The 25106-nt window shown below is 67.0% G+C and carries 24 protein-coding genes and 1 tRNA gene; 12 read left to right on the top strand and 13 right to left on the bottom strand.

Going from position 1 to position 25106, the window contains the following annotated elements:
• Positions 1-19 precede the first annotated feature (19 nt).
• Genes HMPREF1224_RS17515 through HMPREF1224_RS17505 form a run of 3 tightly spaced genes read right to left on the bottom strand, consistent with a single transcriptional unit; the run spans position 20 to position 1070 of the window.
• Positions 20-343 carry a hypothetical protein gene (locus HMPREF1224_RS17515; protein WP_003103249.1) on the bottom strand — a complete coding sequence of 108 codons (324 nt, stop codon included), beginning with the start codon at positions 341-343 and terminating at the stop codon, positions 20-22.
• A gap of 13 nt (positions 344-356) precedes the next feature.
• On the bottom strand, positions 357-737 hold the full coding sequence (locus HMPREF1224_RS17510; protein ID WP_003091263.1) for a phage holin family protein: 381 nt from the start codon (positions 735-737) through the stop codon (positions 357-359).
• Positions 738-740: 3 nt separating this feature from the next.
• Positions 741-1070 carry an ElaB/YgaM/YqjD family protein gene (locus HMPREF1224_RS17505; RefSeq protein ID WP_003091262.1) on the bottom strand — a complete coding sequence of 110 codons (330 nt, stop codon included), beginning with the start codon at positions 1068-1070 and terminating at the stop codon, positions 741-743.
• Positions 1071-1539: 469 nt separating this feature from the next.
• Here HMPREF1224_RS17505 and HMPREF1224_RS17500 point away from each other — a divergent pair, with 469 nt between their 5' ends.
• Entirely contained in the window at positions 1540-2748 is a 1209-nt protein-coding gene (locus tag HMPREF1224_RS17500; protein ID WP_003091258.1) for an ammonium transporter, read from the top strand.
• A 184-nt stretch (positions 2749-2932) separates the two neighbouring features.
• On the opposite strand, the gene opdQ is transcribed toward HMPREF1224_RS17500, so the two are convergent.
• The 4 genes from opdQ to HMPREF1224_RS17480 form a co-directional block, all read right to left on the bottom strand.
• Complete coding sequence (gene opdQ, locus HMPREF1224_RS17495) at positions 2933-4198, bottom strand: porin OpdQ (protein WP_003091257.1); 1266 nt, start codon at positions 4196-4198, stop codon at positions 2933-2935.
• 168 nt (positions 4199-4366) lie between these two features.
• On the bottom strand, positions 4367-5233 hold the full coding sequence (locus tag HMPREF1224_RS17490; RefSeq protein ID WP_003116469.1) for an MBL fold metallo-hydrolase: 867 nt from the start codon (positions 5231-5233) through the stop codon (positions 4367-4369).
• The gene (locus HMPREF1224_RS17485) at positions 5233-6165 is read right to left on the bottom strand and encodes a pyridoxamine 5'-phosphate oxidase family protein (RefSeq protein ID WP_003119784.1); all 933 of its coding nucleotides are present in this window, start codon (positions 6163-6165) and stop codon (positions 5233-5235) included. Before HMPREF1224_RS17485 ends, HMPREF1224_RS17490 begins: the two co-directional genes overlap by 1 nt.
• A 16-nt stretch (positions 6166-6181) precedes the next feature.
• Positions 6182-6778 carry a glutathione S-transferase family protein gene (locus HMPREF1224_RS17480; protein WP_003116471.1) on the bottom strand — a complete coding sequence of 199 codons (597 nt, stop codon included), beginning with the start codon at positions 6776-6778 and terminating at the stop codon, positions 6182-6184.
• Between the two features lie 165 nt (positions 6779-6943).
• Here HMPREF1224_RS17480 and HMPREF1224_RS17475 point away from each other — a divergent pair, with 165 nt between their 5' ends.
• From HMPREF1224_RS17475 to HMPREF1224_RS17465, 3 genes are all read left to right on the top strand, one after another.
• A complete protein-coding gene (locus tag HMPREF1224_RS17475; RefSeq protein ID WP_003103255.1) occupies positions 6944-7501 on the top strand; it encodes a TetR/AcrR family transcriptional regulator in 558 nt (185 codons plus the stop codon).
• A 45-nt stretch (positions 7502-7546) separates the two neighbouring features.
• A complete protein-coding gene (locus HMPREF1224_RS17470; RefSeq protein ID WP_003113967.1) occupies positions 7547-7786 on the top strand; it encodes a glutaredoxin family protein in 240 nt (79 codons plus the stop codon).
• A 367-nt stretch (positions 7787-8153) separates the two neighbouring features.
• Entirely contained in the window at positions 8154-9557 is a 1404-nt protein-coding gene (locus tag HMPREF1224_RS17465) for a cytochrome C Snr1 (protein WP_003103259.1), read from the top strand.
• Positions 9558-9614: 57 nt separating this feature from the next.
• On the opposite strand, the gene HMPREF1224_RS17460 is transcribed toward HMPREF1224_RS17465, so the two are convergent.
• The 3 genes from HMPREF1224_RS17460 to mobA form a co-directional block, all read right to left on the bottom strand.
• Positions 9615-9691, bottom strand: a tRNA-Pro gene (locus HMPREF1224_RS17460).
• A 153-nt stretch (positions 9692-9844) separates the two neighbouring features.
• Complete coding sequence (locus HMPREF1224_RS17455; RefSeq protein ID WP_003091247.1) at positions 9845-10066, bottom strand: YgdI/YgdR family lipoprotein; 222 nt, start codon at positions 10064-10066, stop codon at positions 9845-9847.
• 131 nt (positions 10067-10197) lie between these two features.
• Positions 10198-10794 (bottom strand): molybdenum cofactor guanylyltransferase MobA, encoded by a 597-nt coding sequence (gene mobA / locus HMPREF1224_RS17450; protein WP_010793207.1) that lies wholly within the window; start codon positions 10792-10794, stop codon positions 10198-10200.
• Between the two features lie 66 nt (positions 10795-10860).
• Here mobA and moaB point away from each other — a divergent pair, with 66 nt between their 5' ends.
• Positions 10861-11400 (top strand): molybdenum cofactor biosynthesis protein B, encoded by a 540-nt coding sequence (gene moaB / locus HMPREF1224_RS17445; RefSeq protein WP_003091240.1) that lies wholly within the window; start codon positions 10861-10863, stop codon positions 11398-11400.
• Positions 11397-12614 carry a molybdopterin molybdotransferase MoeA gene (gene glp / locus HMPREF1224_RS17440; RefSeq protein ID WP_003116473.1) on the top strand — a complete coding sequence of 406 codons (1218 nt, stop codon included), beginning with the start codon at positions 11397-11399 and terminating at the stop codon, positions 12612-12614. Before moaB ends, glp begins: the two co-directional genes overlap by 4 nt.
• A 28-nt stretch (positions 12615-12642) precedes the next feature.
• Here the strand turns inward: glp and HMPREF1224_RS17435 are convergent, their stop codons facing one another.
• On the bottom strand, positions 12643-13674 hold the full coding sequence (locus HMPREF1224_RS17435) for an AraC family transcriptional regulator GliR (protein WP_003116474.1): 1032 nt from the start codon (positions 13672-13674) through the stop codon (positions 12643-12645).
• Between the two features lie 176 nt (positions 13675-13850).
• Between HMPREF1224_RS17435 and HMPREF1224_RS17430 the strand changes: the two genes are divergently transcribed.
• The 5 genes from HMPREF1224_RS17430 to HMPREF1224_RS17410 all read left to right on the top strand — a co-directional run bounded on the left by HMPREF1224_RS17430 (position 13851) and on the right by HMPREF1224_RS17410 (position 20504).
• Entirely contained in the window at positions 13851-15446 is a 1596-nt protein-coding gene (locus HMPREF1224_RS17430; RefSeq protein WP_010793206.1) for an FAD-binding oxidoreductase, read from the top strand.
• 5 nt (positions 15447-15451) lie between these two features.
• A complete protein-coding gene (locus tag HMPREF1224_RS17425) occupies positions 15452-17032 on the top strand; it encodes a glycerol-3-phosphate dehydrogenase/oxidase (protein WP_010793205.1) in 1581 nt (526 codons plus the stop codon).
• Positions 17033-17052: 20 nt separating this feature from the next.
• Positions 17053-18612: an FGGY-family carbohydrate kinase gene (locus tag HMPREF1224_RS17420; RefSeq protein ID WP_010793204.1), complete on the top strand. Its 1560-nt coding sequence runs from the start codon at positions 17053-17055 to the stop codon at positions 18610-18612.
• A 74-nt stretch (positions 18613-18686) separates the two neighbouring features.
• Positions 18687-19595, top strand: coding sequence for a lipid kinase YegS (gene yegS, locus HMPREF1224_RS17415; protein WP_003091230.1), 909 nt, complete (start codon positions 18687-18689; stop codon positions 19593-19595).
• A gap of 102 nt (positions 19596-19697) precedes the next feature.
• On the top strand, positions 19698-20504 hold the full coding sequence (locus HMPREF1224_RS17410; protein WP_003122468.1) for an MOSC domain-containing protein: 807 nt from the start codon (positions 19698-19700) through the stop codon (positions 20502-20504).
• 43 nt (positions 20505-20547) lie between these two features.
• Here the strand turns inward: HMPREF1224_RS17410 and HMPREF1224_RS17405 are convergent, their stop codons facing one another.
• Together HMPREF1224_RS17405 and slt are read right to left on the bottom strand one after the other, a co-directional pair.
• Positions 20548-20934, bottom strand: a complete 387-nt coding sequence (locus HMPREF1224_RS17405; RefSeq protein ID WP_003091225.1) for a lysozyme inhibitor LprI family protein — start codon at positions 20932-20934, stop codon at positions 20548-20550.
• A 56-nt stretch (positions 20935-20990) separates the two neighbouring features.
• Positions 20991-22919, bottom strand: a complete 1929-nt coding sequence (gene slt, locus HMPREF1224_RS17400; protein WP_010793203.1) for a lytic transglycosylase Slt — start codon at positions 22917-22919, stop codon at positions 20991-20993.
• A 225-nt stretch (positions 22920-23144) separates the two neighbouring features.
• Here slt and HMPREF1224_RS17395 point away from each other — a divergent pair, with 225 nt between their 5' ends.
• Positions 23145-25067, top strand: coding sequence for an ATP-binding cassette domain-containing protein (locus HMPREF1224_RS17395; RefSeq protein WP_010793202.1), 1923 nt, complete (start codon positions 23145-23147; stop codon positions 25065-25067).
• Positions 25068-25106: the final 39 nt, after the last annotated feature.

Below are 25106 nucleotides of genomic sequence, written 5' to 3'. Positions count from 1 at the left end.
TTGCCGGTCGGCGCATCCTTCAACGGCCTTTCTGCTTGCGCAGGCCGAGCAACAGCGGTGCCAGGGCGACGCCCAGGCGCAGCAGACGCTGCCAGCGTCCGCCCTTGCCAAGCAGTACGCCCAGCAGTGCGGCTCCGCCGGCGCCCCAGAGCGCCGCATTGCCACCGCCGAACAGTTGCTGGCTGAGGTTGTGGCCAAGCCCCTGGGCCTGGCGGAAGGGTTGCACCAGCAGTTGGCTTTCGCGGCGCAATTGCTGGCGCTGCATTTCCAGGCGCAGGCGGATCACCGCCTTGCGCAATTCGCGACGCGACAGGCCGGTCGCGTTCACCGGTAGTTGGCTCATGCGCGTTTCCTTGTCATGGCAGCAGTCGCTCGCGGTCGTTGGCCAGTTCTTCCAGGGTGGCGCTGAACGGCGAGCTTTCGTCGTTGATCGACTGGTACAGGCGCCAGCCGCAGAACAGCGAGCCGATCACGTAGAACAGGCACAACCCGAGCGCCGCTGCGAGCCGGTTGGTGTCCCAGAATACGATCAGCACCAGCAGCGACAGGCCGACCAGCAGGAGCAGGGCGAATACCAGGGCCAGCCCGGCGAACAGCAGCAGGCGCAGGGTGTTGGCCTTCTGTTCCTGCAGCTCGATGCCGAACAGCTCGACGTGACCGTGCAACAGGCCGAGGAAGGCGGCGCCGAAGCGCCGCAGGGAGGGGCGGCCGTCCGCCGGGTCCTTTCCTTCGCTCATGGCTCAGCGCCGGCTGACCAACAGGCCAAGCAGGAAGCCGACGCCGGCGGCGATGCCGATGCTCTGCCAGGGGTGTTCGCCGACGTACACCTCGGTGGCGTCCACCGCGGCCTGGCTGCGTTCGCGGACGTTGTCCTTCAGCGAGTCCTTGGTGTCGCGCAAGGTATCGCGAGCGCGCTTGAGGCTGTCGTGGATCTTGCCGCGGATTTCTTCGGCCTGGTCGCCCGCCACGTCGGCGGTGCTTTGCAGGAGTTTCTCGGTATCGGCGACCAGTGCCTGGAATTCAGCCAACAGTTCATCCTTTGCAGCGTTTGCAGTGGTCTTGCGGGGCATGACGAGCTCCTCTGGTCATGGGGTGTGTTTTTTTCGAGCCGAGCGCGGGGCGGAAGGTTCAACCGGTGGGTAATTTCCGCGCGTTACCGGTCGCTCCCGGCGTTCCTTTCATTAAAGACTGCCACAGCGTGCCTGTCGGCGCGGCTGCGGCGAGATGACGCCCATCCGGCTGCCTCGCAACGGGGCGCGAACTGGTATGGCGCTTGCAATTCCCTGGTGCGCACGTCGGCCGGAATGCCCCTTGCGAGGGCGCCAGGCGCTCCCGGAGGGTACTTCGGGATGAACGTCCAACCCAATGAAAATCAAGGAAAGTCCGGGAGCTTTCCATGCTGCCTCAGGCACCTTGCGAAACGTCTGCCGAAGAAAAGCGGCGGTTCGCACGACGACTACTGCTTCGTCATGGTGCGTTGAAGGGCGGGCGTGGGCGTTTCTGGTGCTTTCTCTCTACGCGCGAAGGCTGCCTCAATCCATGGATAACCTGAATAGTGCGGTGCAAGTCCTGATCCACGGCTCCAATACCCTGTTCATCCTGCTCGGAGCGGTGATGGTGCTGGCGATGCACGCCGGCTTCGCCTTCCTCGAGGTGGGCACCGTGCGCCTGAAGAACCAGGTCAACGCCCTGTCGAAGATTCTGTCCGACTTCGCCATCTCGGCGCTGGCCTATTTCTTCGTCGGCTACTGGATTGCCTACGGCGTGACTTTCTTCCATCCGGCGGCGGCGCTGACCGTGGACAGTGGCTATGCGCTGGTGAAGTTCTTCTTCCTGCTGACCTTCGCCGCGGCAATCCCGGCGATCATCTCCGGCGGCATCGCCGAGCGTGCCAGGTTCGGTCCGCAGTTGTGCGCCACGGCGCTGATCGTGGCCTTCGTGTACCCGTTCTTCGAAGGCTTGGTGTGGAACGGCAATTTCGGCTTGCAGGAATGGCTGAAGTTGGAGTTCGGCGCACCTTTCCACGATTTCGCCGGCTCCGTGGTGGTGCATGCGCTTGGCGGCTGGCTGGCATTGGCGGCGGTGCTATTGCTGGGCAGCCGCAACGGCCGCTATCGCGACGGCAAGCTGGTGGCGATGGCGCCGTCGAGCATCCCGTTCCTGGCACTGGGGTCGTGGATCCTGATCATCGGCTGGTTCGGCTTCAACGTGATGAGCGCCCAGACCCTCGCTGGGGTCAGCGGGCTGGTGGCGGTCAACTCCTTGCTGGCGATGGTTGGCGGCACCATGGCGTCGCTGCTGATCGGCCGCAACGACCCGGGTTTCCTGCACAACGGTCCGCTGGCCGGGTTGGTGGCGGTGTGCGCCGGTTCCGACCTGATGCATCCGATCGGCGCGCTGGCTACCGGCCTGGTGGCGGGGGCCCTGTTCGTCTGGGCGTTCACCGCGACCCAGGTGCGCTGGAAGATCGACGACGTCCTCGGTGTCTGGCCGTTGCACGGTCTTTGCGGGGTCTGGGGCGGGATTGCCTGCGGCATCTTTGGCCAGCAGGCATTGGGTGGGCTCGGCGGGGTGAGCCTGGCCAGCCAGGCGCTCGGCAGCCTGCTGGGGGTGACGGTGGCTTTCGCCGGCGGCCTGTTGGTCTATGGGCTGATGAAGGCGCTGCTGGGCATCCGCTTGAGCCAGGAGGAGGAGTACTACGGCGCGGACCTGTCGATCCACAAGATCGGCGCGATCAGCCACGAATGAGGGGGCGGACTTCCTTGGTCCGGTGGGGTATCGGCGGATAACGCCCCAGGCGCTATCCGTCCTGCACGCTGCGAGCGAGGCATCCCGCCATGAAAGAGGCCACCCAAGGGTGGCCTCTTCGTTCCGCCGCGGGGCTCTGGGGAGGGGCGGATGGCCGTAGCGCGGCTATCCGCGGGGCCTGCCGTTACCAGAGCGGCAGCGTGTAGCTGACGATCAGGCGATTTTCGTCGTAGTCGTTGGTGTAGTTGGTGCGCATGGTCGCGTTGCGCCACTTCACCCCGAGGTTCTTCAACGGGCCGCTCTGGAACACGTAGGCGATGTCCATGTCGCGTTCCCATTCCTTGCCTTCGCCCGAGGTGGTCAGCAGGTCGATGTTGTCGCCCTTGACGTAGCGGGTCATGAAGGTCAGGCCGGGAATGCCGACGCCGGCGAAGTTGTAGTCGTAGCGCGCCTGCCAGGATTTCTCGTCCTTGTTGGCGAAGTCGCCGATCTGGATGAAGTTCACCAGGTAGGGGTCGGCGCCGTTGATGTAGGCGAAGCCGGTGTCGCCGCTCATCTTCTGGTAGCCGACGCCGAAGGCGTGGTAGCCGAGGCTGTAGGTGAACATGGCGTTGAGCGCCTTGTTGTCGACGTTGCTGGAACCGTCGTCGGTGGAGCGCGCCCAGCGGATGTCGGATTTCAGCGACTGCTTGTCGGCGATCGGCAGGGTGTGCACCAGGCCGAGGTAATGCTGCTTGTAGAAGTTGTCGAGCTTGCCGTAGTGGTAGCTGGTGCTGAGGTTGTCGGTCCACTTGTAGCTGCCGCCGGCGAAGTCGAACTTGTCCGAAGTCAGCCCGGAACGGACCACGATGTTGCGCTTGCCGCCACCGGTGATGGTCATGTCCTCGTTGTCCGAGGAGTCGCGCTGGTTGACCTTCTTCAGGCGCCCGGCGTCGAGGGTCAGGCCGTCGATCTCCATGGAGTTCAGCGCGCCGCCCTGGAAGGTCTGTGGCAGCAGGCGGCTGTCGTTGGGCATGATCACCGGCAGCTTGGGGGTCAGGGTGCCGATCTTCAGGGTGCTCTTCGACGCCCGCAGCTTGGCGGTGATCCCTGCCTCGCCATAGTCGTCCTGGGCGCGGCCGGTCTCGCGGTCGCGCTTGAGCAGGCCGGTGCCGCTGCGGTCGGGGCTGGAGTCGAGCTTCACCCCGAGCAGGCCGATGGCGTCGACGCCGAAACCGATGGTGCCCTCGGTGTAGCCGGACTCGTAGCGCAGGAGGAAGCCCTGAGCCCATTCCTCGGCCTTGGACTGGCTGGCGCCTTCCTGGCGGAAATCACGGTTGAAGTAGAAGTTGCGGAGTTCGATGCTGGCCTTGCTGTCCTTGATGAACTCGGCATGGGCCAGGGTTGGGACGGTAATGCTGGAACCCAGCGCGGCAAAAGCCACGGCACGGGCGATCGGGGTCATGCTCATTGTTATTGTCTCCTCGAGCGCTTGGGGCAGGCCGATGGCGGCGGCGTGACGCCACGTCGGCCTGTGACAGCCCGGTTACTTAAGCACTACAGGAAGACGGCCACTGTTAGACATTAGTCGAGGGTGGCCGCGAATTGGCACGAACCCTGTCTAGGACGGGCTTTCCCGCTATTCCAGCCAGTGCGGAAAGTAGCCCAGGGCGGCCTGGACCCGCGCATCGTGCGCCGGAATCACGCTCAGGCGCGGGTCGCTGCGGAGCAGCAGGCGGATCTTCGCCAGTTGCGCGAGGGTGCGCGCGGGATCGCGATCGACCAGGGCGCGGCCGGCGAAGAATTTCTGCCGTGGGCCTTCGACGCCTTCGAGTCGCCAACTGGTGTCGCCGCTGAAGAACAGCCGGCGCCCGCTGTCGAGGGTGACGAACAGACCGACCGAGCCGGGCGTATGGCCGGGCAGGGGGACCAGCACCAGGCGGCCGTCGCCAAACAGGTCGAGGCTTTCGTCGAAGCCCATGAACGGCCGCGGATCGAAGCTGTAAGGTCGCCAGCGCACGCCATGGCGGAATTGGCTGGGGAAGGCGGCCGGCGGGGTGGCGATGCGGCTGAAGGCGATCTCCTCGTAGGGTGCCCAGACCGGTACTTCGGGGAAGTCGACCAGGCCCGAGGCGTGATCCCAGTGTGCGTGGGACAGCAGGATGCGATCGACGCGAATACCGGCTGCGTCCAGTTGGTCGCGCGCCGGGACGACTTTCTGGTAAGCGAACAGCGGCGCTGCCCACCAAGGCATGTCGGCGCGGAACTGGGCGTCGATGTCGCGCCCCAGGCCAGTGTCGAAGAGCAGGGTGGCGGCGTGGTGCTCGATCAGCACCGCGGTATGGCTGAGCGGCACCCGGCGCACCCAGGAGCCGCCGTCGACGGTGAGCGCATCGAGGGTTTCCACTCCCGAGGTGCGCAACAGGGCGACTCGCATTTCCGCCGCCTGCACCGGCAGGACGAGGAGGGCGATCAACAACGAGGCAAGGCGATACAGGAAAGGCATCAAGATTCACCGGCAGGAAGAAAAGGGGATGGCTGGGGCTCGCCGAATGCCAGCGGCAGGCGGCCGCGCCGCCAGCGCCAGCCTGCGGGGCGCAACGCCAGCAGGCGCTCGGCGCCGGCGGGCCAGGGGATGGATGGCTGCGAACCCGGCCAGAACAGCTCGGCCTCGGCGTGCAGGTGCAGCAGGTCGCCATTGTCGAAATCGATGAACAGGAGGCCGCAGCGAGGATCCTGGAGCAGGTTGCCGAGGGTATTGAACAGGCGGTTGCCGGCATAGTCGGGCAACCACAGGCGGCCATCCGCGCCGAGCCGGAGAAAGCCCGGCGGCCCGCCCCGATGGGAGACGTCGACGCCGCCTCTGAGCGGGTCGGCATGCTGGCTGGCGATGAACAGCGTATCGCTGCGCGAGACCAGCGACAGCCAGCGTGGATCGAGTCCTTCGCCCTGCAATGCGGGACTTGCGATCCTGGAGACGGGCTGATGGCTGCGCGCCTGGATGTACTTGGGACAGTTTCCGAAGGATTGCTCGACGCCGACCGTGAAACCCTTTCCGTCCCGCGCCAGGACCCGTCCATTCATGCGGTTGCGGCGGCGGGTCGGCCATTCCAGGCCGAGGATGCCGAGGCGGGTGCCAGCCTCGAGATTGGCCGCCAGCGGATCGTCCGCTTGCGGCAGGTTGTCGATGCGCAGGCGGGTCGGTTCCGGCGAACGGGCGAAGCCGGGGGGGCCCCAGAGCACCGAGGCGCTGGGGTAGCCGTCGGCGTCGAGGCTGCCCACCAGCAACAGCGATAGCAGGGAGAAGAACTCCCGGTGCTGGTCCGGCATGAAGGTGCGGATCGCGCGGCTGCCGAAGCCGGCGACCTGTTCGCGAACGCCGGCGCGTTCCTGGATCGCCAGTTCGCCGGTGTGGAAGGGACTCTGTTCCTGGCTCATGCTGCCTCCTGCCGAGCTACAGGCCGGGCATCGGGATGTAGCCGGGCAGCGCGCGGATGCGGGCGATCCAGGCGTTCAGCGCCGGGTAGTGGTCCAGCGCCAGGCCGCCTTCGGGGGCGAGGGCCAGGTAGGGGTAGAGGGCCACGTCGGCGATGCTCGGCTGTTCGCCCTGGGCCAGCCAGCGATGCTCGGCCAGGTGCCGGTCGACCAGGCGCAGCACTTCCAGGCCTCGCTGGTGGGTTTGCTCGCGATCCAGCGGCAGGTTGAAGCGAGTGATCAGCCGGGCGCTGGCCGGGCCGTTCTGCACCTCGTTGGCCGAATAGCTGAGCCAGTAGGCGATGCGGCCCTGGCTGACGGGGTCGAGCGGATACCACTCGGGACCGGCATGGCGTCGTGCCAGATAGACGAGAATGGCGTGGGAGTCGCCCAGTTGCAGCTCGCCGTCTTCCAGCACCGGGATCTGTCCGCGGGGATTCATGCGGAGGAAGGCCTGGGTCTTGTGCTCGCGGTTGAGGAAATCGACCGGCCGCAGCGTCGCCTCGCGGCCGATGAGGGAGAGGAACAGGCGGACCTTGTAGGCGTTGCCGGAGAGATCCAGGTCATGGAGTTTCATCTGAGGGTTCCAGGCGGGTATTGGTGCCTGGATATTAGACAGACAGGTCTGTATATTTCAAGGCGCGCGTTCGCCTTTTTCCGTCGGTATTCGTCCGGGGAGCGACGCAGAGCGGTTCAAGGGGGCGGCAGGGTCGCGCATAATGGGCCGCTCAGGAGGCTTTCCATGACATCCCGCAAACGCGAGCAACTGCTCAGCACCGCCGTCGACCTGTTCTATCGCGAGGGTTACCACGCCACCGGCATCGACCGCATCCTGGCCGAATCCGGGGTGGCGAAGATGACGCTGTACAAGCACTTTCGCTCGAAGGACGAACTGATCATGGCCGCCCTGGAGGTGCGTCGGCAGCGCACCGCCGAACGCATGCTCGAAGCCGAGGCACGGTTGCAGCCGCGAGCGGCGATCCTGGCGGTGTTCGATGGTCTGCAGGAGTTCCTCCAGGACGAGGCGTTCCGTGGCTGTGCCTTCATCCATGCCGCCGCCGAGTTCCATGAGCGCTCGCATCCGATCCATCGCCAGGCGGCCGAGCAAAAGGCCTTCGTTGAAGCCTATTTCCAGCGCCAGCTGGAGCGCCTGGGCGCGCGTTCGGCGGCACTGCTTGCGCGGCAGTTGCAATACCTAATGGAGGGCGCCCTGGTGATGGCGCACATCCATGGGCCGGCGGATCAGGCTCGCGAGGCCCGGCAGGCGGCCGAAAGTCTGTTGCAGGTCGCTGGCATCTGAGCGCGGGTGCTACCATCGCCGCGAAACACTGCACAGGTCCTTTCGATGCCCCCGGAATGCCAACTCTTCGGAACCCTCGGTTGCCACCTCTGCGAAGTCGCGGAGGCGGTGCTGATGCCCTTCGTCGAACATGGCCTGCTGGTCGAACTGGTGGACATCGCCGACGACGAAGCCTGGGTCGAGCACTATGGCCTGCGGATCCCGGTGCTGCGCCGCTGCGACAATGGCGCCGAGCTGAACTGGCCGTTCGAGGCCGAGCAGGTCGCAGCCTTCCTCAGCTGCTGATGCCTATTCATTCGCGCTAAGCGCGGCACCGCTGGTAACCCCGCGCTCTATGCGCAAACCGGACTGCGTTCCGCTTCCTTCCCCCATGCCGCGCGGTGCCTGGCTTCGGCGATGCTGGCGAAGCGATGCATAGGCGTTTCTCAATGGTTTTCATAGCCTGAGTCTATTGGCTCGGCAGGCTGCGTTCGGCTAGGCCTAAGGGCGATGGATAAACCCTGAGTTCCCTTCAGGACTGACTGGAAACAGCCGGGAACCCGCGTGGCGCAGGACGCGTCGCAGGTCGTTCGGTCCGCTGTCGCGGACCGCCGGGGTGTGGGGGTCGGGACGACGAGGCTCGGCGTTTCCTCATAACGAAAGAGGACGCCTGATGAAAACGCCCGCCTGGACGCGCCATGCCCTCTGGGTCATGCCGCTCGCCTTGGGGCTGCAATCCGCCGTGGTCGCGGGGGATGAGCAGCCAAGCAAGACTTCCAGCTATTCGCCGGTGGTGATCAATGAGGACTTCGCCACCATCATGAAGCGCATGACGGCGAACAAACCGTCGATCGAACAGGCCCACAAGACGCTTCTCGAGCAGCGTTACGATCTCAGCGACAGGCCGGCCAAGGGCGCCAGCATGACGCGCGGCAAGCCGCTGCAGGAAGGGATCCGGGTGAAGCTGCCGGCCGGCACCAGCTGGGAGGAACTGGCCAGGCTGAGCCCCGAGGAAATCCGCAAGCAGGGGCTGTTCCCCGGTGGCTTCCTGCCGCTGCCGCACCCTAACCATGCCGAAGGCGGGATGGTCTTTCCCAAGTTCCTCATCGACGAGATCAAGCGCCAGGAAAGCCGCGATCTGACTCGTTTCGACCTCGACTACGACCTGCCGGACCACTTCCTGCCGGAATTCCCGGCACCGATGTTCCTTACCACCCGGCCTGACCTGGGCGATGTGTCCAAGGGCAAGCTGGTGACCATCGACAACTATTTCGAGTTGTTCAACGGGATTCTCAATCCCAAGCAGCTGGAAGGGCTGCGCCTGCTGCTAACGGCCTTTCCGCAGCAGCAGTTCAACCTCACCGACGATCGCCGTAGCGAGCATCCGAGCCGCGGCGTAGCCTGCTTCGACTGCCATGCGAACGGCCACACCAATGCCGCTACCCACCTGGCCGGCGATGTGCGCCCGCAGCCGTTCCGCCACCGCATCGACACGCCGACGCTGCGCGGGGTGAACATCCAGCGGTTGTTCGGCTCGCAGAGGGCGCTGAAGACCGTCGAGGACTTCACCGAGTTCGAGCAGCGCGCCGCCTACTTCGACGGTGATCCGGTAATCGCCACCAAGAAGGGGGTGAACGTGCTCGAGCGTGGCAGTCAGGTGCATTTCATGGGTGAGTTCCAGGCGCTGCTGGACTTCCCCCCGGCACCGAAGCTGGATGTGGAGGGGCGGCTCGATCCGGGCAAGGCCAGCGAGCAGGAATTGCGTGGCGAAAAGCTGTTCTACGGCAAGGCGGCCTGCGCCGGGTGCCATGCGCCGCCTTACTTCACCGACAACCTGATGCACAACCTGAAGGTGGAGCGCTTCTACGATCCGAAACTGGTCAATGGCGTGATGGCGTCCGCCGACGGGCCGATCAAGACCTTCCCGTTGCGCGGGATCAAGGATTCGCCGCCGTACCTGCACGACGACCGCCTGCTGACCCTGGAGGACACCGTGGAGTTCTTCAACCTGGTGCTGGAGCGCAAGCTGTCCGCGGAAGAGAAGGGCGACCTGGTGGCCTACCTGCGTACCCTGTGAGAAAGGCCGAATCGCAGGCAATAAAAAACCCGCCGTTGAGGCGGGTTTTTCGGGATATGGTCGGAGCGACTGGATTCGAACCAGCGACCTTCTCGTCCCGAACGAGACGCGCTACCAAGCTGCGCTACGCTCCGTTTTGTTGGGGCGCATTCTACAGAAAAAGTTTTGGTACACAAGGGGTTAGATGAATTTTTTTTCGAGCCCCGGTTTCCCCGGGCGAAAAAGCAAAGACCCCGTCGCTCGTTCGAGTCGACGGGGTCTTCAGGAAAACCTGTTACGCGACGGTATCAGAGTTCCTTGACGGTGCGGACCTGGTCCTTGTTCACGCGGGCGCGCTTGCCGTCGAGCTGTTCGAACTCGTAGAAGCCGGAATCCTCGTCATAGGAAGGGGTGTCTACGGCCTGGATTTCACGTCCGTCGTTGAGGGTGATCACGGTAGGGCTGGAACAACCCGCGAGGGCGCCGAGGCCTACGGCGAGGAGGAGGGCGGGTAGCATCCGCTTGATCATTGCGCAGTTCTCCTGTGCGGTCAGACTTTGAAGTTACGAGTTTCTGACAGACGAGTTCTAGGAAGAGTTCCCCCCTAAAAACGAGTGTTCCCCCCACCTTCGAGAAAATTCGACTCGACGTCCCTTCCGTTTTACTTCAGTTCGCGGTGATTAGCCAACAGCTCGGGGGTGTTCAGGTTGGCCAGCCGCGGATCGCCCGCGGCCAACTCGATGGCCTCCGCGCCAAGCGGCAACAGGACGTGGCGTGGGCTACGGTCGCCCTGGCGCCAGGCGTGTTCTATCTCTTCGGCCAGGTGCGTCGGGATCAGGCTGAACAGCGGTTCCCACTGGCCGCCGCAGCGCAGCATCCAGGGGCGCGCCGGTGTGCGGCCGGCGGCCTGCAGCAGGGTTTCCAGCAAGGCGCGGTCGATGCGCGGCGCGTCGCAGGGCAGCACCAGCAGCCAGGGATGCCGGGCCACCGCCAGGCCGGCGCGGATGCCGGCGAGCGGGCCGGGGAAGTCTCGGCTGTCGTCGCTCACCAGGCGGTCGGCATAGGCCAGATAGCGTTCCTGGTTGCGGTTGCAGGAGACGATCAGGTCATCGGTGAGCGGGCGCACCAGGCGATGCAGGTGGGCGATCAGGGGCAGGTCCTGCCACTCGATCAGGCCCTTGTCGCGACCGCCCATGCGCTGGCCGCGGCCTCCCGCCAGGAGAAGGATGGAGCAGGGGGGCAGGGCGCTATCGGGCATCTGGGGTCTCCGTGTCGGGCCTGTGATATAACACCGCGATCACGTCCACAAGCAAGGGCCAACCCCATGAGCCACAAGGCCGAAACGGCATTCGTGCCGTTGAACATCGCCGTCCTGACCGTCAGCGATACCCGTACCCTGGAAACCGATACTTCAGGCCAGTTGTTCGTCGACCGCCTGACCGAGGCCGGGCACAACCTGGCCGCTCGCGTGCTGCTGAAGGATGACCTGTACCGGATCCGCGCACAGGTCGCGACCTGGATCGCCGAGGATAGCGTGCAGGTCGTGCTGATCACCGGCGGCACCGGTTTCACCGGCCGCGACAGCACCCCGGAAGCGGTGGCCTGCCTGCTGGACAAGCAGGTGGACGGCTTCGGCGAGCTGTTCCGGCAGATTTCGCTGGCCGACATCGGTACCTCCACCATCCAGTCGCGGGCCCTGGCCGGGCTTTCCAACGGCACCCTGGTCTGCTGCCTGCCGGGCTCAACCAACGCCTGCCGCACTGCCTGGGAAGGCATCCTCGTCGAGCAACTGGACGCCCGTCATCGCCCGTGCAACTTCGTCCCGCACCTGAAACAGGCGGCGCCCTGCGAGAGCCGCGGGTGAGCGGCTGCTGCGAACAGCCGGGGCTGATGCCGGTCGAGACGGCGCTGGAACGGCTCCTCGAACTGGCCGCGCAAACGCCTATCGATACGTGTGAGCAGGTGCCCCTGGAGCAGGCTGGCGGCCGCGTGCTGGCGGTCGACCTGCTGGCCGGCCTGGACCTGCCGCCGTGGCCGAACAGCGCCATGGACGGCTACGCCTTGCGCCTCGCCGACTGGAACGGCGAGCCACTGCCGGTCAGCCAGAAGATCTTTGCCGGACAGGCGCCGAAGCCGCTGCAAGCGGATACCTGTGCGCGGATCTTCACCGGTGCGCCGCTGCCCGAAGGCGCCGATCTGGTAGAGATGCAGGAAAACGCCGAAGCGCTCGACGATGGCCGCGTGCGCTTCACCCAGCCGTTGCGCGTGGGCCAGCATGTGCGCCCGCGTGGCCAGGAAATCCGCCAGGGCGACCTGGTCCTGCCGGCCGGCACGCGCCTGCGCTCCATCGAACTGGGGTTGGCGGCTTCGCTCGGCTACGCGGCCCTGGAGGTGCGACGCAAGCCGCGGGTGGCGCTGCTGTCCACCGGCGACGAGCTGGTCGAGGCGGGCCAGCCGCTGCAGGCCGGGCAGATCTACAACAGCAACCGTCCGTTGCTCAAGGATTGGCTGCAACGCCTGGGCTGCGACGTGCTCGACGCCGGCATCCTTCCCGACGACCTGGCACGTACCCGCGAGCGCCTGGCCGGGTTGGCCGGGGTGGACCTTATCCTGTCCACTGGCGGCGTATCGGTGGGCGAGGCCGACTTCCTCGGCATGGCGCTGCGCGAAGCCGGCGAGCTGACCCTCTGGAAGCTGGCGATAAAACCCGGCAAGCCGCTGACCGTCGGCCAGTTCCAGGGCATCCCGGTGATCGGCCTGCCGGGCAATCCGGCTTCGACCCTGGTCACCTTCGCCCTGCTGGCGCGTCCCTACCTGCTGCGCCGGCTTGGTGTGGCGCAGGTCGCGCCGCTGCGGGTGGAGGTACCGGCCGGCTTTGCCTGGACCAAGGCGGGGCAGCGTCGCGAGTACCTGCGTGGTCGCCTGGAGCAGGGCCGCGCGGTGCTCTATCCGAACCAGAGTTCCGGGGTACTGCGCAGCGCTTCCTGGGCCGAGGGGCTGGTGGAGGTCCGCGAGGGACGTACCCTCGTGGAAGGCGAGGGTGTGGCGTTCATTCCGCTGAGCGAACTGCTCGACTGAGCCGACGGTGGCCGGATGGCCGCCGTTCTCATTGCGCCGCCGGCTCCTTGCGCCGTTGCCGGTACTCGCCGGGCGTCTGCCCGGTCCAACCCTTGAAACTGCGATGGAACGAGCGCGACTCGGTAAAGCCCAGGTACTGGGCGATGTCCTGGATCGGCAGCTCGCTATGCAGCAGGTAGTGCTCGGCCAGTTCGCGGCGCAGTTCGTCGAGGGTCTGCTGGTAGCTGCTGCCGGCTTGCTGCAGGTGGCGTTGCAGGGTGCGTACGGTCATGCCGAACTTCTCCGCCACCCGTTCCTTGCGCGGCAGGCCGTCCTTGAGTAGCTGGCGCAGGGCGTTCTTCACCCGCAGCGGCAGCGGTTCGTCATCGTCCAGCTCGGCCATCAGCGCCAGGGCATGTTCCTCCAGGGTGCGCAGCAGCGTCGCGTCGGCCTGGCGCAGCGGCAGCGCCAGGTAGTCCAGCGGTACCAGCAGCGCCGAACAGGGTTGGGCGAAGCGCACCGGACAGCCGAAGAAGGTCTCGTAGTCTTCCACGCGGGTTCCGTCCGGCAGGTCGTGTTCCAGCCAGACCTCGTCCGGCGAACCTTCCAGGTCGGCGATCCAGCGCGCGTAGAGGACCCAGGAAGCCAGGACGTGCTCGACCATGTGGCGCCGTACCAGGGGTGTCTGGTGGCGGCAGTTCCAGATCAGCCGGACCTGCCCGCCGGCCGCCTCGATGCGGCTGGTGCCCATGTCGCCGACCAGCTTCTCGTAGGGCGTGATGCGGCTCATGGCCTCGCCCAGGGTGGCGCAGTTCATCGCGATGTAGCCGAGCACGCTCCAGGAGCCGGGCTGGACGAAACGCGCCGAATGCAGGCCGAACAGGGGATCGCCGGAATGCTCGCAGAAATAGCCGAGCAGGCGCTCGTGGGCTTCGCCCGGCAGGCGCTGGCGATTGTCGTTGAGCTGGTCGGCCTGGAGGCCGGCGGCGGCCAGGGCAGGGGCGATGTCCAGGCCGAGCCGTTCGGCATGGCGCAGGTATTTCAGCAGGGCCGGAACCGAGGTGGAGCCAAGGGTCTGCATGGTCGTTGTTCTTGTCGTGGCGGGTGGAACAGGCCGTCCGGCGTGCGTGCCGGCTGTCTTGATCGGTCACAGGGAGTGTCTCGATCCGACAGTGACAGGCGAGGGCGGCTGGCTAGTATAGGCAGCCAGAAAGGTTCCGATAAACAGGTTGCCGCGACAAGCGAGGGGAGAGGTTCATGCGCCGTTGGAATGGCTGGGGCGAAGAAAGCACCGTGGTCGAATTGCCGGACAGCGCCCGTGGGTTCCTGGCGGAACTGGTCGGGCAGGGCGCACGCTTGCCGGACGCCAGCCTGGAGGCGGCGCTGGCGAAGGTCCCGGCGTCGCGCCTGGAGGCCGATCCGCGCTACAGCATCGACCCCCGTGAGCGTCTGCTGCATGCCCGCGGGCAGAGCCTGCCGGACTGGCTGGCGATGCGCGAGGGCGACTTCGGCGTCTACCCGGACGCCGTGGCCTATCCGGAAACCGCCGAACAGATCCGCGAGTTGCTGGCCCTGGCCGACTCCCGCGACCTGCAACTGATTCCCTATGGCGGCGGTACTTCCGTGGCCGGCCATATCAATCCGCAAGCCTCGCGGCGGCCGGTACTGACGGTCTCGCTGGAGCGCATGAACCGCCTGATCGATCTGGACCGCGAGAGCCTGGTCGCGACCTTCGGCCCCGGCGCCGCCGGCCCGCAGGTGGAGAGCCAGTTGCGTGCGCTGGGCTACACGCTCGGGCATTTCCCGCAGTCCTGGGAGTTGTCGACCCTCGGTGGCTGGGTCGCCAGCCGCTCCAGTGGCCAGCAGTCGCTGCGCTACGGGCGGATCGAACAACTTTTCGCCGGCGGGACCCTGGAGACCTTCGCCGGGCCGCTTGAAATCGCTACCTTCCCGGCATCCGCGGCGGGACCGGACCTGCGCGAACTGGTGCTGGGCTCTGAGGGACGCTTCGGGATCATTTCCTCGGTGAAGGTGCGGGTCTCGCCGCTGGCCGAGGACGAGCGCTTCTACAGCGTCTTCCTGCCGAACTGGCAGCAGGCTCTGCAAGCCACCCGCGAGCTGGCCCAGGCGCGCGTGCCGCTGTCGATGCTGCGCCTGTCCAACGCCGTGGAAACCATGACCCAGCTGGCCCTGGCCGGCCATCCCGGACAGATCGCCTGGCTGGAGAAATACCTGGCACTGCGCGGCGCGGGCGAGGGCAAGTGCATGCTGACCTTCGGCGTGACCGGCAACCGTCGGCAGAACGGATTGTCGCTGAGCCAGGCGAAGGCCTTGCTGAAACGCTTCGGCGGGGTCTTCACCGGCACCCTGCTGGGGCGCAAGTGGGCGCAGAACCGCTTCCGCTTCCCCTACCTGCGCGAGGCCCTGTGGCAGGCGGGCTACGCCGTGGACACCCTGGAGACCGCCACCGACTGGAGCAACGTCGACGGCCTGCTGCAGAAGATCGAGGCCAGCCTGCGCGACGGCCTGGCCGCCGAGGGCGAGAGGGTCCATGTGTTCACCCACCTCTCGCATGTCTATGGCGAGGGGTCGAGCATCTATACCACCTACGTGTTCCGTCCGGCCGCGAGCTATGCGGCGACGCTGCAGCGCTGGAAGCGTCTCAAGCATGCGGCCAGCCAGGCGATCGTCGACAATCGCGGCACCATCAGCCACCAGCATGGCGTCGGCAAGGACCACGCACCCTACCTGCCCCGCGAGAAGGGCGAACTGGGCGTCGCCGCGCTGCGTGCCATGGCCGGTCACTTCGACCCGGCCGGGCGGCTCAACCGCGGCACCCTGCTGCAGGACTGAGCGGAATGACTTCAGCCTGGAACGAGGAGTGGCGTCGCCGCCGCCTGCCGGCGCTGGCGGGGCAGGAGTGGGACCTGATCGTGGTCGGCGGCGGCATCAGCGGTGCCGGCATCCTCCGCGAAGCCGCGCGGCGCGGCTGGCGCTGCCTGCTGCTGGAGCAGCGGGACTTCGCCTGGGGCACCTCGAGCCGCTCGTCGAAGATGGTCCATGGCGGCCTGCGCTACATCGCGAAGGGCCAGTGGCGGCTGACCCGCGACTCGGTGCGCGAGCGCCAGCGCCTGCTCGGCGAGGCGCCTGGGCTGGTGGAGCCGTTGAGCTTCGTGATGGCCCACTACCGCGGCGGCTTTCCCGGCCCGCGGCTATTCGGCGGCCTGCTGAGCGTGTACGACGCCCTTGCCGGGCGGCGCAACCACCGTTTCTACGACGCCGCCGCGTTGCGCTACCTGGCGCCGGGCCTGAAGGAACAACGGCTGCTCGGCGGCACGCGATTCTTCGATGCGGTGACCGACGATGCGCGCCTGGTGCTGCGGGTGCTGGCCGAGGCGCGTCACGACGGCGGCGAGGCATTCAACGGCATGCGTGTGCGCGAATTGCTGCGCGAGGGCGGCCAGGTGGTCGGCCTGCGCGCCGAGGACCGCGAGAGCGGCGAGCTTTTCGACTTTCGCTGCCGCGCCCTGGCGCTGGCCACCGGGGCCTGGGCCGATGAGTTGCGCCAGCCCGGCGGAAGCGAGCACATCCGCCCGCTGCGCGGCAGCCATCTATTGCTGCCGGCCTGGCGCCTGCCGGTGGCCCATGCCTTCAGCTTCATGCACGCCACGGACCGGCGACCGGTGTTCGTGTTCCCCTGGGAGGGCGCGACGGTGGTCGGCACCACCGATCTCGACCATCGCGACGGCCTTGGGGAGGACGCGCGGATCAGCCGCGCCGAACTCGACTACCTGCTGGCGGCCTGCGCCCAGCAGTTTCCCGCCGCTGCCATCGAGGCGCGCGACGTGCTGTCGACCTGGGCCGGCGTGCGACCGGTGGTCAGCAGCGGCGACGACAGCGGCAAGCCTTCCGACGAGAAACGCGAGCATGTGCTCTGGCGCGAGCCGGGCTGCGTGACCCTGGCCGGCGGCAAGCTGACCACCTTCCGGCCGCTGGCGGTGGAGGTGCTACAAGCCTGCGCGCCGCTGCTCGGGCGCACGGTCACGGACGATGGCGCGGCGGTGTTCGGCGCCTGCGAAGGCCCGCTCATCGACGGGCTCGGCAGCGGCCAGCGACGCCGCCTGGCCGGTCGCTACGGACGCGACCTGGTCCGCCTCAAGCGGCTGGTGGACACCTTCGGAACGGACTGCGTGGGTGCCAGCGAAACGCTCTGGGCCGAACTGGCGTTCGCCGCCGAGGCGGAAATGGTGCTGCATCTCGATGACCTGCTGTTGCGCCGCACCCGCCTCGGCCTGCTGTTGCCCGGAGGCGGCGCGGCATACCTGCCGCGTATCCGCGCGCTCTGCCAAGCGCGCCTGGGCTGGGACGACCCGCGCTGGGAACGTGAGCAACAGGCCTATCTGGACCTCTGGCGCCGGCACTACAGCCTGCCCGTCTGACCAGCCGAGACGAGAACGAGATGAACGACAAGAACTATCTGCTGGCGATCGACAATGGCACCCAGAGCGTGCGCGCCCTGCTGTTCGACCTGCAGGGCAACCTGCTGGGCAAGGGCAAGGTGGAGCTGGAGGCCTACTACTCGAAGCATCCGGGCTGGGCCGAACAGGACCCCGAGTACTACTGGGCGATGCTCGGCGAGGCCTGTCGGCGGCTCTGGGACCAGGTGGACATCGATCGCGGGCTCATCCGCGGGGTGTCGCTGACCACCCAGCGTGGCACGGTGATCCACGTCGATGCCGAGGGCAGGCCGTTGCGTCCGGCGATCCTCTGGCTCGACCAGCGCCGGGCGGAGGTCCGCGAGCGCATCAGGGGGCCTTGGGGCTGGCTGTTCAAGCTGGTCGGCGCCGAGGGCGCGGTGGAGCATTTCCGCGCCCAGGCCGAGGTCAACTGGGTGGCCCAGGAGCAGCCGGAGATCGCTGCGAAGACCGACAAGGTGTTGCTGCTTTCCGGCTTTCTCAGCCACCGCCTGACCGGCCGTTTCGTCGACTCGGTGGGGTGCTGCGTTGCCTACCTGCCGTTCGACTACAAGCGCCTGCGCTGGGCCGCGCCGCGCGACTGGAAATGGCAGGCGCTGGCGGTACGCCGCGAGCAGTTGCCGGAGCTGTTCAAGCCGGGCGAGCGGCTCGGCCAGATCAGCGCCGAGGCCAGCCGGCACACCGGCATTCCGCAAGGCCTGCCGTTGATCGCCGCGGGGGCCGACAAGGCCTGCGAGGTGCTCGGCGCAGGTGCGCTGGAGCCCACCATCGCCTGCCTCTCCTATGGCACCACGGCGACCATCAACACCACTCGCGCCCGCTACCTGGAAACCGTGCCGCTGATTCCACCCTATCCGGCGGCGATTCCCGATCATTTCAATACCGAGGTGATGATCTATCGCGGCTACTGGATGGTCAGCTGGTTCAAGCGCGAGTTCGGCTTGCGCGAGATGCAGCAGGCGCGCGAGCAGGGGGTCGAGCCGGAGCAACTGTTCGACGAACTGGTCAACGGCGTGCCGCCCGGCTCGATGGGCCTGACCCTGCAACCCTACTGGTCGCCGGGAGTCCGCGAACCGGGACTGGAGGCCAAGGGGGCGATGATCGGTTTCGGCGACGTGCATACCCGGGCGCACATCTACCGGGCCATCCTCGAGGGCCTGGCCTATGCCCTGCGCCAGGGCAAGGAGCGCATCGAGAAGCGTTCGGGCACGCCGATCGTGCGCCTGCGCGTGGCCGGCGGCGGCTCGCAGAGCGACGCGGCGATGCAGCTCACCGCCGACATCTTCGGCCTGCCGGCCGAGCGCCCGCATGTCTACGAGGCGTCCGGCCTGGGTGCGGCGATCGACTGCGCGGTGGGGCTCGGCCTCTATCCGGACGTCGCCAGCGCGGTGGCCGGGATGACCCGCGTCGGCCGGGTTTTCCTGCCCCAGGCGGAAGCCCGGCAGATCTACCAGCGGCTCTATGGCGAGGTCTACCTGCGCATGTATCGCCAGTTGCGCCCGCTCTACCGCAGCATTCGCGAGATTACCGGCTACCCTGCCTGAACCGGGCGCCGCACTTCCGTCCCGGATACGCGGTCAATAGGCAAAGACAAGGCCACGACGAGGGGTTCGGTTCGATGGACAAGGACAAGGTTCTGCTGGTCCTGCACGGCAAGCAGGCGGGCAACGAAGAGGTTCGTGCCGCGGTCGCGGCACAGCGCGAGGCCGGGCGGGAGCTGGCGGTGCGGGTAACCTGGGAGGACGGCGACGCCCGGCGCATCGTCGAGGAGGCGCTGGCGGCCGGCTATGCGACGCTGGTCGCGGGCGGTGGCGACGGCACGCTGCGCGAGGTAGCCGAAGCGCTGGCGCGCGGGCGAGGCGAGGCGAGCCTGGCGATCCTGCCGCTGGGCACCGCCAACGATTTCGCCCGCGCCGCCGGGATTCCCCTGGAACCGGCCGCGGCGCTGGCGCTGCTCGACCAGACGGCGCGGCCGATCGACCTGGGCGAGGTGAACGGCAAGCTGTTCCTCAACATGGCCACTGGCGGCTTCGGTTCGAAGGTCACCGCGAATACCTCGGAGGACCTGAAGAAGGTTCTCGGCGGTGCCGCCTACCTGTTGACCGGGTTGACCCGTTTTTCCGAAGTGCATGCCGCCCAGGGCCGTTTCAGCGCCCCGGACTTCCAGTGGGAAGGCGAGTTCCTCGCCCTGGGCATCGGTAACGGGCGCCAGGCCGGCGGCGGGCACGTACTGTGTCCGCAAGCGCGAGTGGACGACGGCCTGCTGGACGTGAGCATCCTGCCGACGCCGCAGGACATGGTCGGTACCCTGGGCACCCTGCTCGGCGGTGGCAACGGAGTGGAAAGCCTGTTCGTCCGCGCGCGGGTGCCATGGCTGGAAGTGGAGGCGGCGGAAGGTCTCGACGTCAATCTCGACGGCGAGCCGCTGGAAGGACGCAAGCTGCGTTTCTCGGTTTCCCCGGGCGCGCTGCGCGTGCACTTGCCGGCCGGTTCGCCGTTGTTGCGCGAGCCGCCGCGCGAGGACTGAGGGCGGGGCCGACTGATCCGCTGCCTGGAGTGGCGTCTGTGTCTTGTCGGCCTTTCCCGCGACACCGTATAACAGCATCTTTCCACCAAGGATGCTGGTTCCATGTTCCGTCTCTCCGCGCTGTACCGCTATCCGATCAAGTCTTCCGCCGCCGAGTCCCTGGAGCGCGTCGCGCTCGATGCGCTGGGCGTGGTCGGCGACCGACGCTGGATGGCGGTGGACACCGAAACCGGACGTTTCTTCACCCAGCGCCTGCTGCCGCAGCTGGGGCGTATCCAGGCGCGCTGGGCGGCGCCGGAGGTCCTGCGGCTGAATGCGCCGGGGATGTCCGAGCTGAGTCTCGAAGTACCGGCAGCCGACGCCAACCTGCGTGGCGTCACGGTCTGGCGCGATACCTTGCAGGCGCCGGATGCCGGCGACGCCGCAGCGGACTGGCTGACGCGCTTCCTCGGCCGCCCGACGCGCCTGGTGCACATTCCCGAGGCGCGCGCGCGGCAGGTCGATACCGGCTACGCCGAGCCGGGGCAGAAGGTGCATTTCGCCGACGGTTTCCCGCTGCTGCTGATCGGCCAGGCTTCGCTCGACGACCTCAGCCAGCGGGTCGGCCGGCCGTTGGAGATGCTGCGCTTCCGTCCCAACCTGGTGGTGGAAGGCAGCGCCGCGTTCGCCGAGGACGGCTGGAAACGCATCCGCATCGGCTCGGTCGAGTTCGTCGTGGCCAAGCCCTGTTCCCGCTGCATCCTCACCACCCTGGATCCGGCGACCGGCGAGCGCAACGAGGACCGCGAGCCGCTGACGACCCTGAAGACCTACCGGGAAAAGGATGGCGCGGTGCTGTTCGGGCAGAACCTGATTGCGCTGGGACAGGGCGGCCTGGAGGTGGGGATGCCGGTGGAAATCCTCGACTGAGGAACGGTCGCCCGCCGTTGCGGCGGGCGGCCATTGCCGGCGATCAGAGCTTGGCGTCGACGCAACCGGTGCTCAGGCACTCGCGCTCGCGTTCGCGGAGGAAGTCGAGGCGCTGGCGGGTCTTCTCGGTGGCGCAGTCGAGATTGACGAAATAACCGTTGTCCTTGCTTTCGCTGCAGGCCGCGTCGCGCTCCTTGATCCAGGCGATCTGGCTCTTCTTCAGCAGGGCTTTCTGGCCGTCGTTCAGGTGCTTGCGCAGGGTGCCGAACTGCTGGTTCAGCTCGCGGTCGGCCTGGGAAAACTCGCCGCTGCGGCAATACACGCTGTCGAAGGCGTTGCGCGGCGTACCGCAGGCGTCGGCGGCCAGGGCGCCGTCGGCGAGCAGCAGGCTGGAGGCGGCGAGCAGGGCGGTAGCGAGGGGCTTGTTCATCTTGAGGTCCTTTTCAAGGTACTGGAAAGGCCCGGGCGTCCGGGCCGGGTTGGGGGTCAGAGATCGTCGAAGTAGCGTTCGTGCCAGTCGACGATGGGCTGCGGTGCATTGAGCTTCTGCCCGTAGATCACCGCATAGGACAGCACGTTCTGCACGTACTGGCGAGTCTCGTCGAACGGAATGGTCTCGATCCACACGTCGAAGGCCAGGTGGCGGGTATCTTTCAGCCACTGGCGGACGCGGCCCGGACCGGCGTTGTAGGCGGCCGAGGCGAGTACCCGGTTGCCGTTGAACTGGCCATGCACCTGGCTCAGGTAGGCGGCGCCGAGGCGGATGTTGACGTCGGGCACGATCAGTTGCTGGGTCGAGGCCAGCGGGATGCCGAACTTGCGCGAGGTCTCCTTGGCGGTGCCGGGCATCAGCTGCATCAGCCCGGTGGCGCCGACTCCGGAACGGGCATCGGACATGAACGCGCTTTCCTGCCGGGTGATGGCGAAGATCCAGCTGGAGTGCAGGCCGCGGTTCTTCGCTTCGCGCACCAGGGTGGCGCGGTGCGCCATCGGGAAGCGGATGTCCAGGTCGTCCCAGTACTGCGCCTGGCTGATCGAGCGGATCGCCGGGAAATACCACTGCATGTCGTAGGCCAGCCTGGCCTGGGCGATCAGCTCGTCGCGATCGAACAGGCGCGCGGCGTGGTACCACTCGCGGCGGGCGTTGATCACTTCGCCACGGTTGAAGAACTCCATGGCCCGGCGCGTGCTGGCGGCGTTGCGTACGCGTTGCAGGACGCGCGGGTCGATGTGCGCAGGGCGGTTGCCGAGCTTGTACGGCACGCTCAGGCGGTCGGCGGCGAGGAAGCCGTAGAAGTCGCGCTCGCCGGCGAGCTTCTGGTACAGCGCGATCGGCTCCTTGCTGTTCGGCTGTGCCAGTTGCAGGCTGCGTGCCTGCCAATAGCGCCAGCGGCTGGTGGCGGCGAGATCCTGGGGCAGCTTGCGGGTCAGCGCATAGGCTTCGTCCCAGCGGCCCAGGCGCAGCAGCAGGCGGGTGCGCCATTCGGTGACGGTGTTGTCGCGCAGGCCGGGATCGTACTGGGTCATCAGCGGCAGTGCGCGCGGATCGAAGCGCTTGGCCAGGCTGAGACCGATCTCGCGGGCGATGGCGACCTTCTCGTCGCTGGAGAAGGGTAGCGCCGAGCTGTAGTAGTCGAGCAGGCTAAGGGCCTTTTCCGGGTCCTGCCGCGCCAGGCGGCGCAGGCCGAGACCGACCACGTCGGCGGTGGCATGGTCGCGCTGGCTGAAGCGGCCGGTCTGGCTCAGCTGGGCGGGGTTCTGCGCCACGCTGACCATCAGCGCGCCCTGGTTGCCGAGGGTCGGCAGGCGCTGCGCGAGGTGCGAGGCGAGGCTGTAGTTGCGTGCTTCGGCGGCCAGCTTGAGGCGTTTCCAGACCTTTTCCTCGGTGAGCTGGCCTTCGCCCTGCCAGAGGCCGAACAGGGTGTCGCAGGCAGCCGGCTGCGACTTGCCGACCAGCCACAGGCGTTCGCTGGTGGCGTAGCCTCCGGCCTTCTGGCCGTGGCCCAGCTGGTACTGGCCATACAGGCAGTCGAGTTCGGTGAAGTTCAGCTTCGGATCGTAGTAGTTGACGAAGGTCTTCCAGTCGCCGCGGTCGGCCAGCAGGCGCAGCCAGCGCAGTTTCAGCCAGCCGATCTGCGGCAGGTCGCCGTGTTCGGTGAGGAAGCGCTCGACCTCCTCGTTGCTGGCGGACTTCAGCCGGTGGGTCAGTTCGTCGTAGGCCAGGTAGGGTTCCAGCGGGTAATCGCGCAGGGCGCTGCGCGAGGCCATGTAGGGCGCACTGTTGCCCTTGGCCAGGGCGGCCTTGGCCTGGTCGTAGAGACGGCGTTGTTCGGTCAGGGAAGCGGCGTGGACCGCGTCGACGGAGGAAATACTGAGCAAAAGGCAGGAAACGAGAGTGAACAGGCGACCGCGCATGACTTATCCGGGCAGGTGATGTCGGGTAACGTCGGCAGGTCCGCAACGGCTGCCTACGGGCGTTTCGACCGCTCGCGGGACTGGCGCGCGACCGCTGTCGCGGGGCGCGCCCGAAGCCGGGCGGATGGCTCGCCTAAGCTTAGCCGTTGCGGCATGGCGGTGAAAGCGCCGTGCCATCCGATGCCTATCCGGCGTAAAATGCGCGCCCTGTTTCCGGAGGCGCCCATGACCCTGCTCAAGTTCACCGATGTATCCCTTGCCTTTGGCACCACTCCCTTGCTGGACAAGGTGTCGTGGCAGATCGGCCGTGGCGAGCGGGTCTGCGTGATCGGGCGCAACGGTACCGGCAAGTCCAGCCTGTTCAAGGTGGTCAAGGGCGAACAGCAGGCCGACGACGGCGAAGTCTGGCGCGCACCGGCGCTGAAGATCGGCGAATTGCCCCAGGAACTGCCGCGTGCCGACGAACGGACAGTGTTCGACGTGGTGGCCGAGGGTCTGGCGGAAGTCGGCAAGCTGCTCGCCGAGTACCACCACCTGAGCCTGAACATCCATACCGACGACGACCTGGCGCGCCTCTCGCGGGTCCAGCAGGAACTCGAGGCGCGCGATGGCTGGCGCCTGCAGCAACTGGTGGACAGCACCCTCAGCCGCCTGCAGTTGCCGGCCGACAAGACCCTCGCCGAACTCTCCGGCGGCTGGCGTCGGCGCGTGCTGCTGGCCCAGGCGCTGGTCGCCGAGCCGGACCTGCTGCTGCTCGACGAACCGACCAACCACCTGGACATCGGCGCCATCGCCTGGCTCGAGGAAGCGCTGCTGGGCTTCAACGGCGCGGTGCTGTTCATTACCCACGACCGCGCCTTCCTGCAATCCCTGGCGACCCGCATCCTCGAGCTGGATCGTGGCCACCTGATCGACTGGAACGGCGACTACGCCAGTTTCCTGGTGCACAAGGAACAGCAACTGGCCGCCGAAGAAGCTGCCAACGCATTGTTCGACAAGCGCCTGGCCCAGGAAGAAGTGTGGATCCGCCAGGGCATCAAGGCCCGCCGCACGCGCAACGAAGGGCGGGTTCGGGCACTGAAGGAAATGCGTCGCGAACGCGCCGAGCGCCGCGAGCGCCAGGGCAAGGCCAGCTTCCAGCTGGAAAGCGCGGACAAGTCCGGCAAGCAGGTGATCGTGGTGGAGCACGTCAGCTTCGCCCATCCCGGCGGCCAGCCGCTGGTACGCGACTTCTCCATGGTCCTGCAGCGCGGCGACCGTATCGGCCTGCTCGGCGCCAACGGTACCGGCAAGACCACCTTGCTCAAGCTGCTGCTTGGCGACCTGCAGCCGACCTCGGGCAAGATCGAGGTGGGCACCAAGCTGGAAGTGGCCTACTTCGACCAGTTGCGCCATCAGCTCGAACCCGAGCAGACGGTGATCGACAATATCTCCGAAGGCCGCGAGTTCATCACCATCGACGGCCAGAACCGGCATGTGCTCAGCTATCTCGGCGACTTCCTGTTCAGTCCGCAGCGCGCCCGCACCCCGGTGAAGGCGTTGTCCGGCGGCGAGCGCGCGCGCCTGTTGCTGGCCAAGCTGTTCAGCAAGCCGGCCAACCTGCTGGTGCTCGACGAACCGACCAACGACCTCGACGTGGAAACCCTGGAACTGCTGGAGGAAGTCCTGCTCGGCTTCCAGGGCACCGTGCTGATGGTCAGCCACGATCGGGCCTTCCTCGACAACGTGGTGACCAGCACCCTGGTCTTCGAGGGCGAGGGCAAGGTTCGCGAATTCGTCGGTGGCTACCAGGACTGGCTGCGCCAAGGGGGCACGCCGCGCCTGCTCGGCGTGAGCGAGTCGAAGAGCGGCAAGGCCGAGCTGAATACCGCGCTGGCGCCCGCCGCCGAACCCGCGCCGGCTGTTGCGGCGCCGAGCGAGGCGCCGGCGAAGAAAAAGCTCAGCTACAAGTTGCAGCGCGAGCTGGAGGCTTTGCCCGGGCAGATCGACGCGGTCGAGGCGGAGCTGGCGGGTGTCCAGGAAACCATCGCGCAGCAGGATTTCTATCTGCGCCCGCAGGACGAGCAGCGCGAAACCCTGGCGCGGCTGGACGCGTTGCAGCAGGAACTCGATGCCTTGCTCGAGCGCTGGGCCGAACTGGAAGACTGATCCATCTCGAAAAAGTGAGCTGCATCAATGTGATAGCGG

Source organism: Pseudomonas sp. P179, from assembly GCF_000478485.2.
Lineage (GTDB): Bacteria > Pseudomonadota > Gammaproteobacteria > Pseudomonadales > Pseudomonadaceae > Pseudomonas > Pseudomonas aeruginosa.
This window is presented reverse-complemented; position numbering and strand designations above follow the sequence as displayed.

Bases quoted from the DNA above. Each gene is read 5' to 3' on its own strand.
- HMPREF1224_RS17515 (WP_003103249.1), bottom strand. From the start codon at position 343: ATGAGCCAACTACCGGTGAACGCGACCGGCCTGTCGCGTCGCGAATTG.
- HMPREF1224_RS17510 (WP_003091263.1), bottom strand. From the start codon at position 737: ATGAGCGAAGGAAAGGACCCGGCGGACGGCCGCCCCTCCCTGCGGCGC.
- HMPREF1224_RS17505 (WP_003091262.1), bottom strand. From the start codon at position 1,070: ATGCCCCGCAAGACCACTGCAAACGCTGCAAAGGATGAACTGTTGGCT.
- HMPREF1224_RS17500 (WP_003091258.1), top strand. From the start codon at position 1,540: ATGGATAACCTGAATAGTGCGGTGCAAGTCCTGATCCACGGCTCCAAT.
- opdQ (WP_003091257.1), bottom strand. From the start codon at position 4,198: ATGAGCATGACCCCGATCGCCCGTGCCGTGGCTTTTGCCGCGCTGGGT.
- HMPREF1224_RS17490 (WP_003116469.1), bottom strand. From the start codon at position 5,233: ATGCCTTTCCTGTATCGCCTTGCCTCGTTGTTGATCGCCCTCCTCGTC.
- HMPREF1224_RS17485 (WP_003119784.1), bottom strand. From the start codon at position 6,165: ATGAGCCAGGAACAGAGTCCCTTCCACACCGGCGAACTGGCGATCCAG.
- HMPREF1224_RS17480 (WP_003116471.1), bottom strand. From the start codon at position 6,778: ATGAAACTCCATGACCTGGATCTCTCCGGCAACGCCTACAAGGTCCGC.
- HMPREF1224_RS17475 (WP_003103255.1), top strand. From the start codon at position 6,944: ATGACATCCCGCAAACGCGAGCAACTGCTCAGCACCGCCGTCGACCTG.
- HMPREF1224_RS17470 (WP_003113967.1), top strand. From the start codon at position 7,547: ATGCCCCCGGAATGCCAACTCTTCGGAACCCTCGGTTGCCACCTCTGC.
- HMPREF1224_RS17465 (WP_003103259.1), top strand. From the start codon at position 8,154: ATGAAAACGCCCGCCTGGACGCGCCATGCCCTCTGGGTCATGCCGCTC.
- HMPREF1224_RS17455 (WP_003091247.1), bottom strand. From the start codon at position 10,066: ATGATCAAGCGGATGCTACCCGCCCTCCTCCTCGCCGTAGGCCTCGGC.
- mobA (WP_010793207.1), bottom strand. From the start codon at position 10,794: ATGCCCGATAGCGCCCTGCCCCCCTGCTCCATCCTTCTCCTGGCGGGA.
- moaB (WP_003091240.1), top strand. From the start codon at position 10,861: ATGAGCCACAAGGCCGAAACGGCATTCGTGCCGTTGAACATCGCCGTC.
- HMPREF1224_RS17435 (WP_003116474.1), bottom strand. From the start codon at position 13,674: ATGCAGACCCTTGGCTCCACCTCGGTTCCGGCCCTGCTGAAATACCTG.
- HMPREF1224_RS17430 (WP_010793206.1), top strand. From the start codon at position 13,851: ATGCGCCGTTGGAATGGCTGGGGCGAAGAAAGCACCGTGGTCGAATTG.
- HMPREF1224_RS17425 (WP_010793205.1), top strand. From the start codon at position 15,452: ATGACTTCAGCCTGGAACGAGGAGTGGCGTCGCCGCCGCCTGCCGGCG.
- HMPREF1224_RS17420 (WP_010793204.1), top strand. From the start codon at position 17,053: ATGAACGACAAGAACTATCTGCTGGCGATCGACAATGGCACCCAGAGC.
- yegS (WP_003091230.1), top strand. From the start codon at position 18,687: ATGGACAAGGACAAGGTTCTGCTGGTCCTGCACGGCAAGCAGGCGGGC.
- HMPREF1224_RS17410 (WP_003122468.1), top strand. From the start codon at position 19,698: ATGTTCCGTCTCTCCGCGCTGTACCGCTATCCGATCAAGTCTTCCGCC.
- HMPREF1224_RS17405 (WP_003091225.1), bottom strand. From the start codon at position 20,934: ATGAACAAGCCCCTCGCTACCGCCCTGCTCGCCGCCTCCAGCCTGCTG.
- slt (WP_010793203.1), bottom strand. From the start codon at position 22,919: ATGCGCGGTCGCCTGTTCACTCTCGTTTCCTGCCTTTTGCTCAGTATT.
- HMPREF1224_RS17395 (WP_010793202.1), top strand. From the start codon at position 23,145: ATGACCCTGCTCAAGTTCACCGATGTATCCCTTGCCTTTGGCACCACT.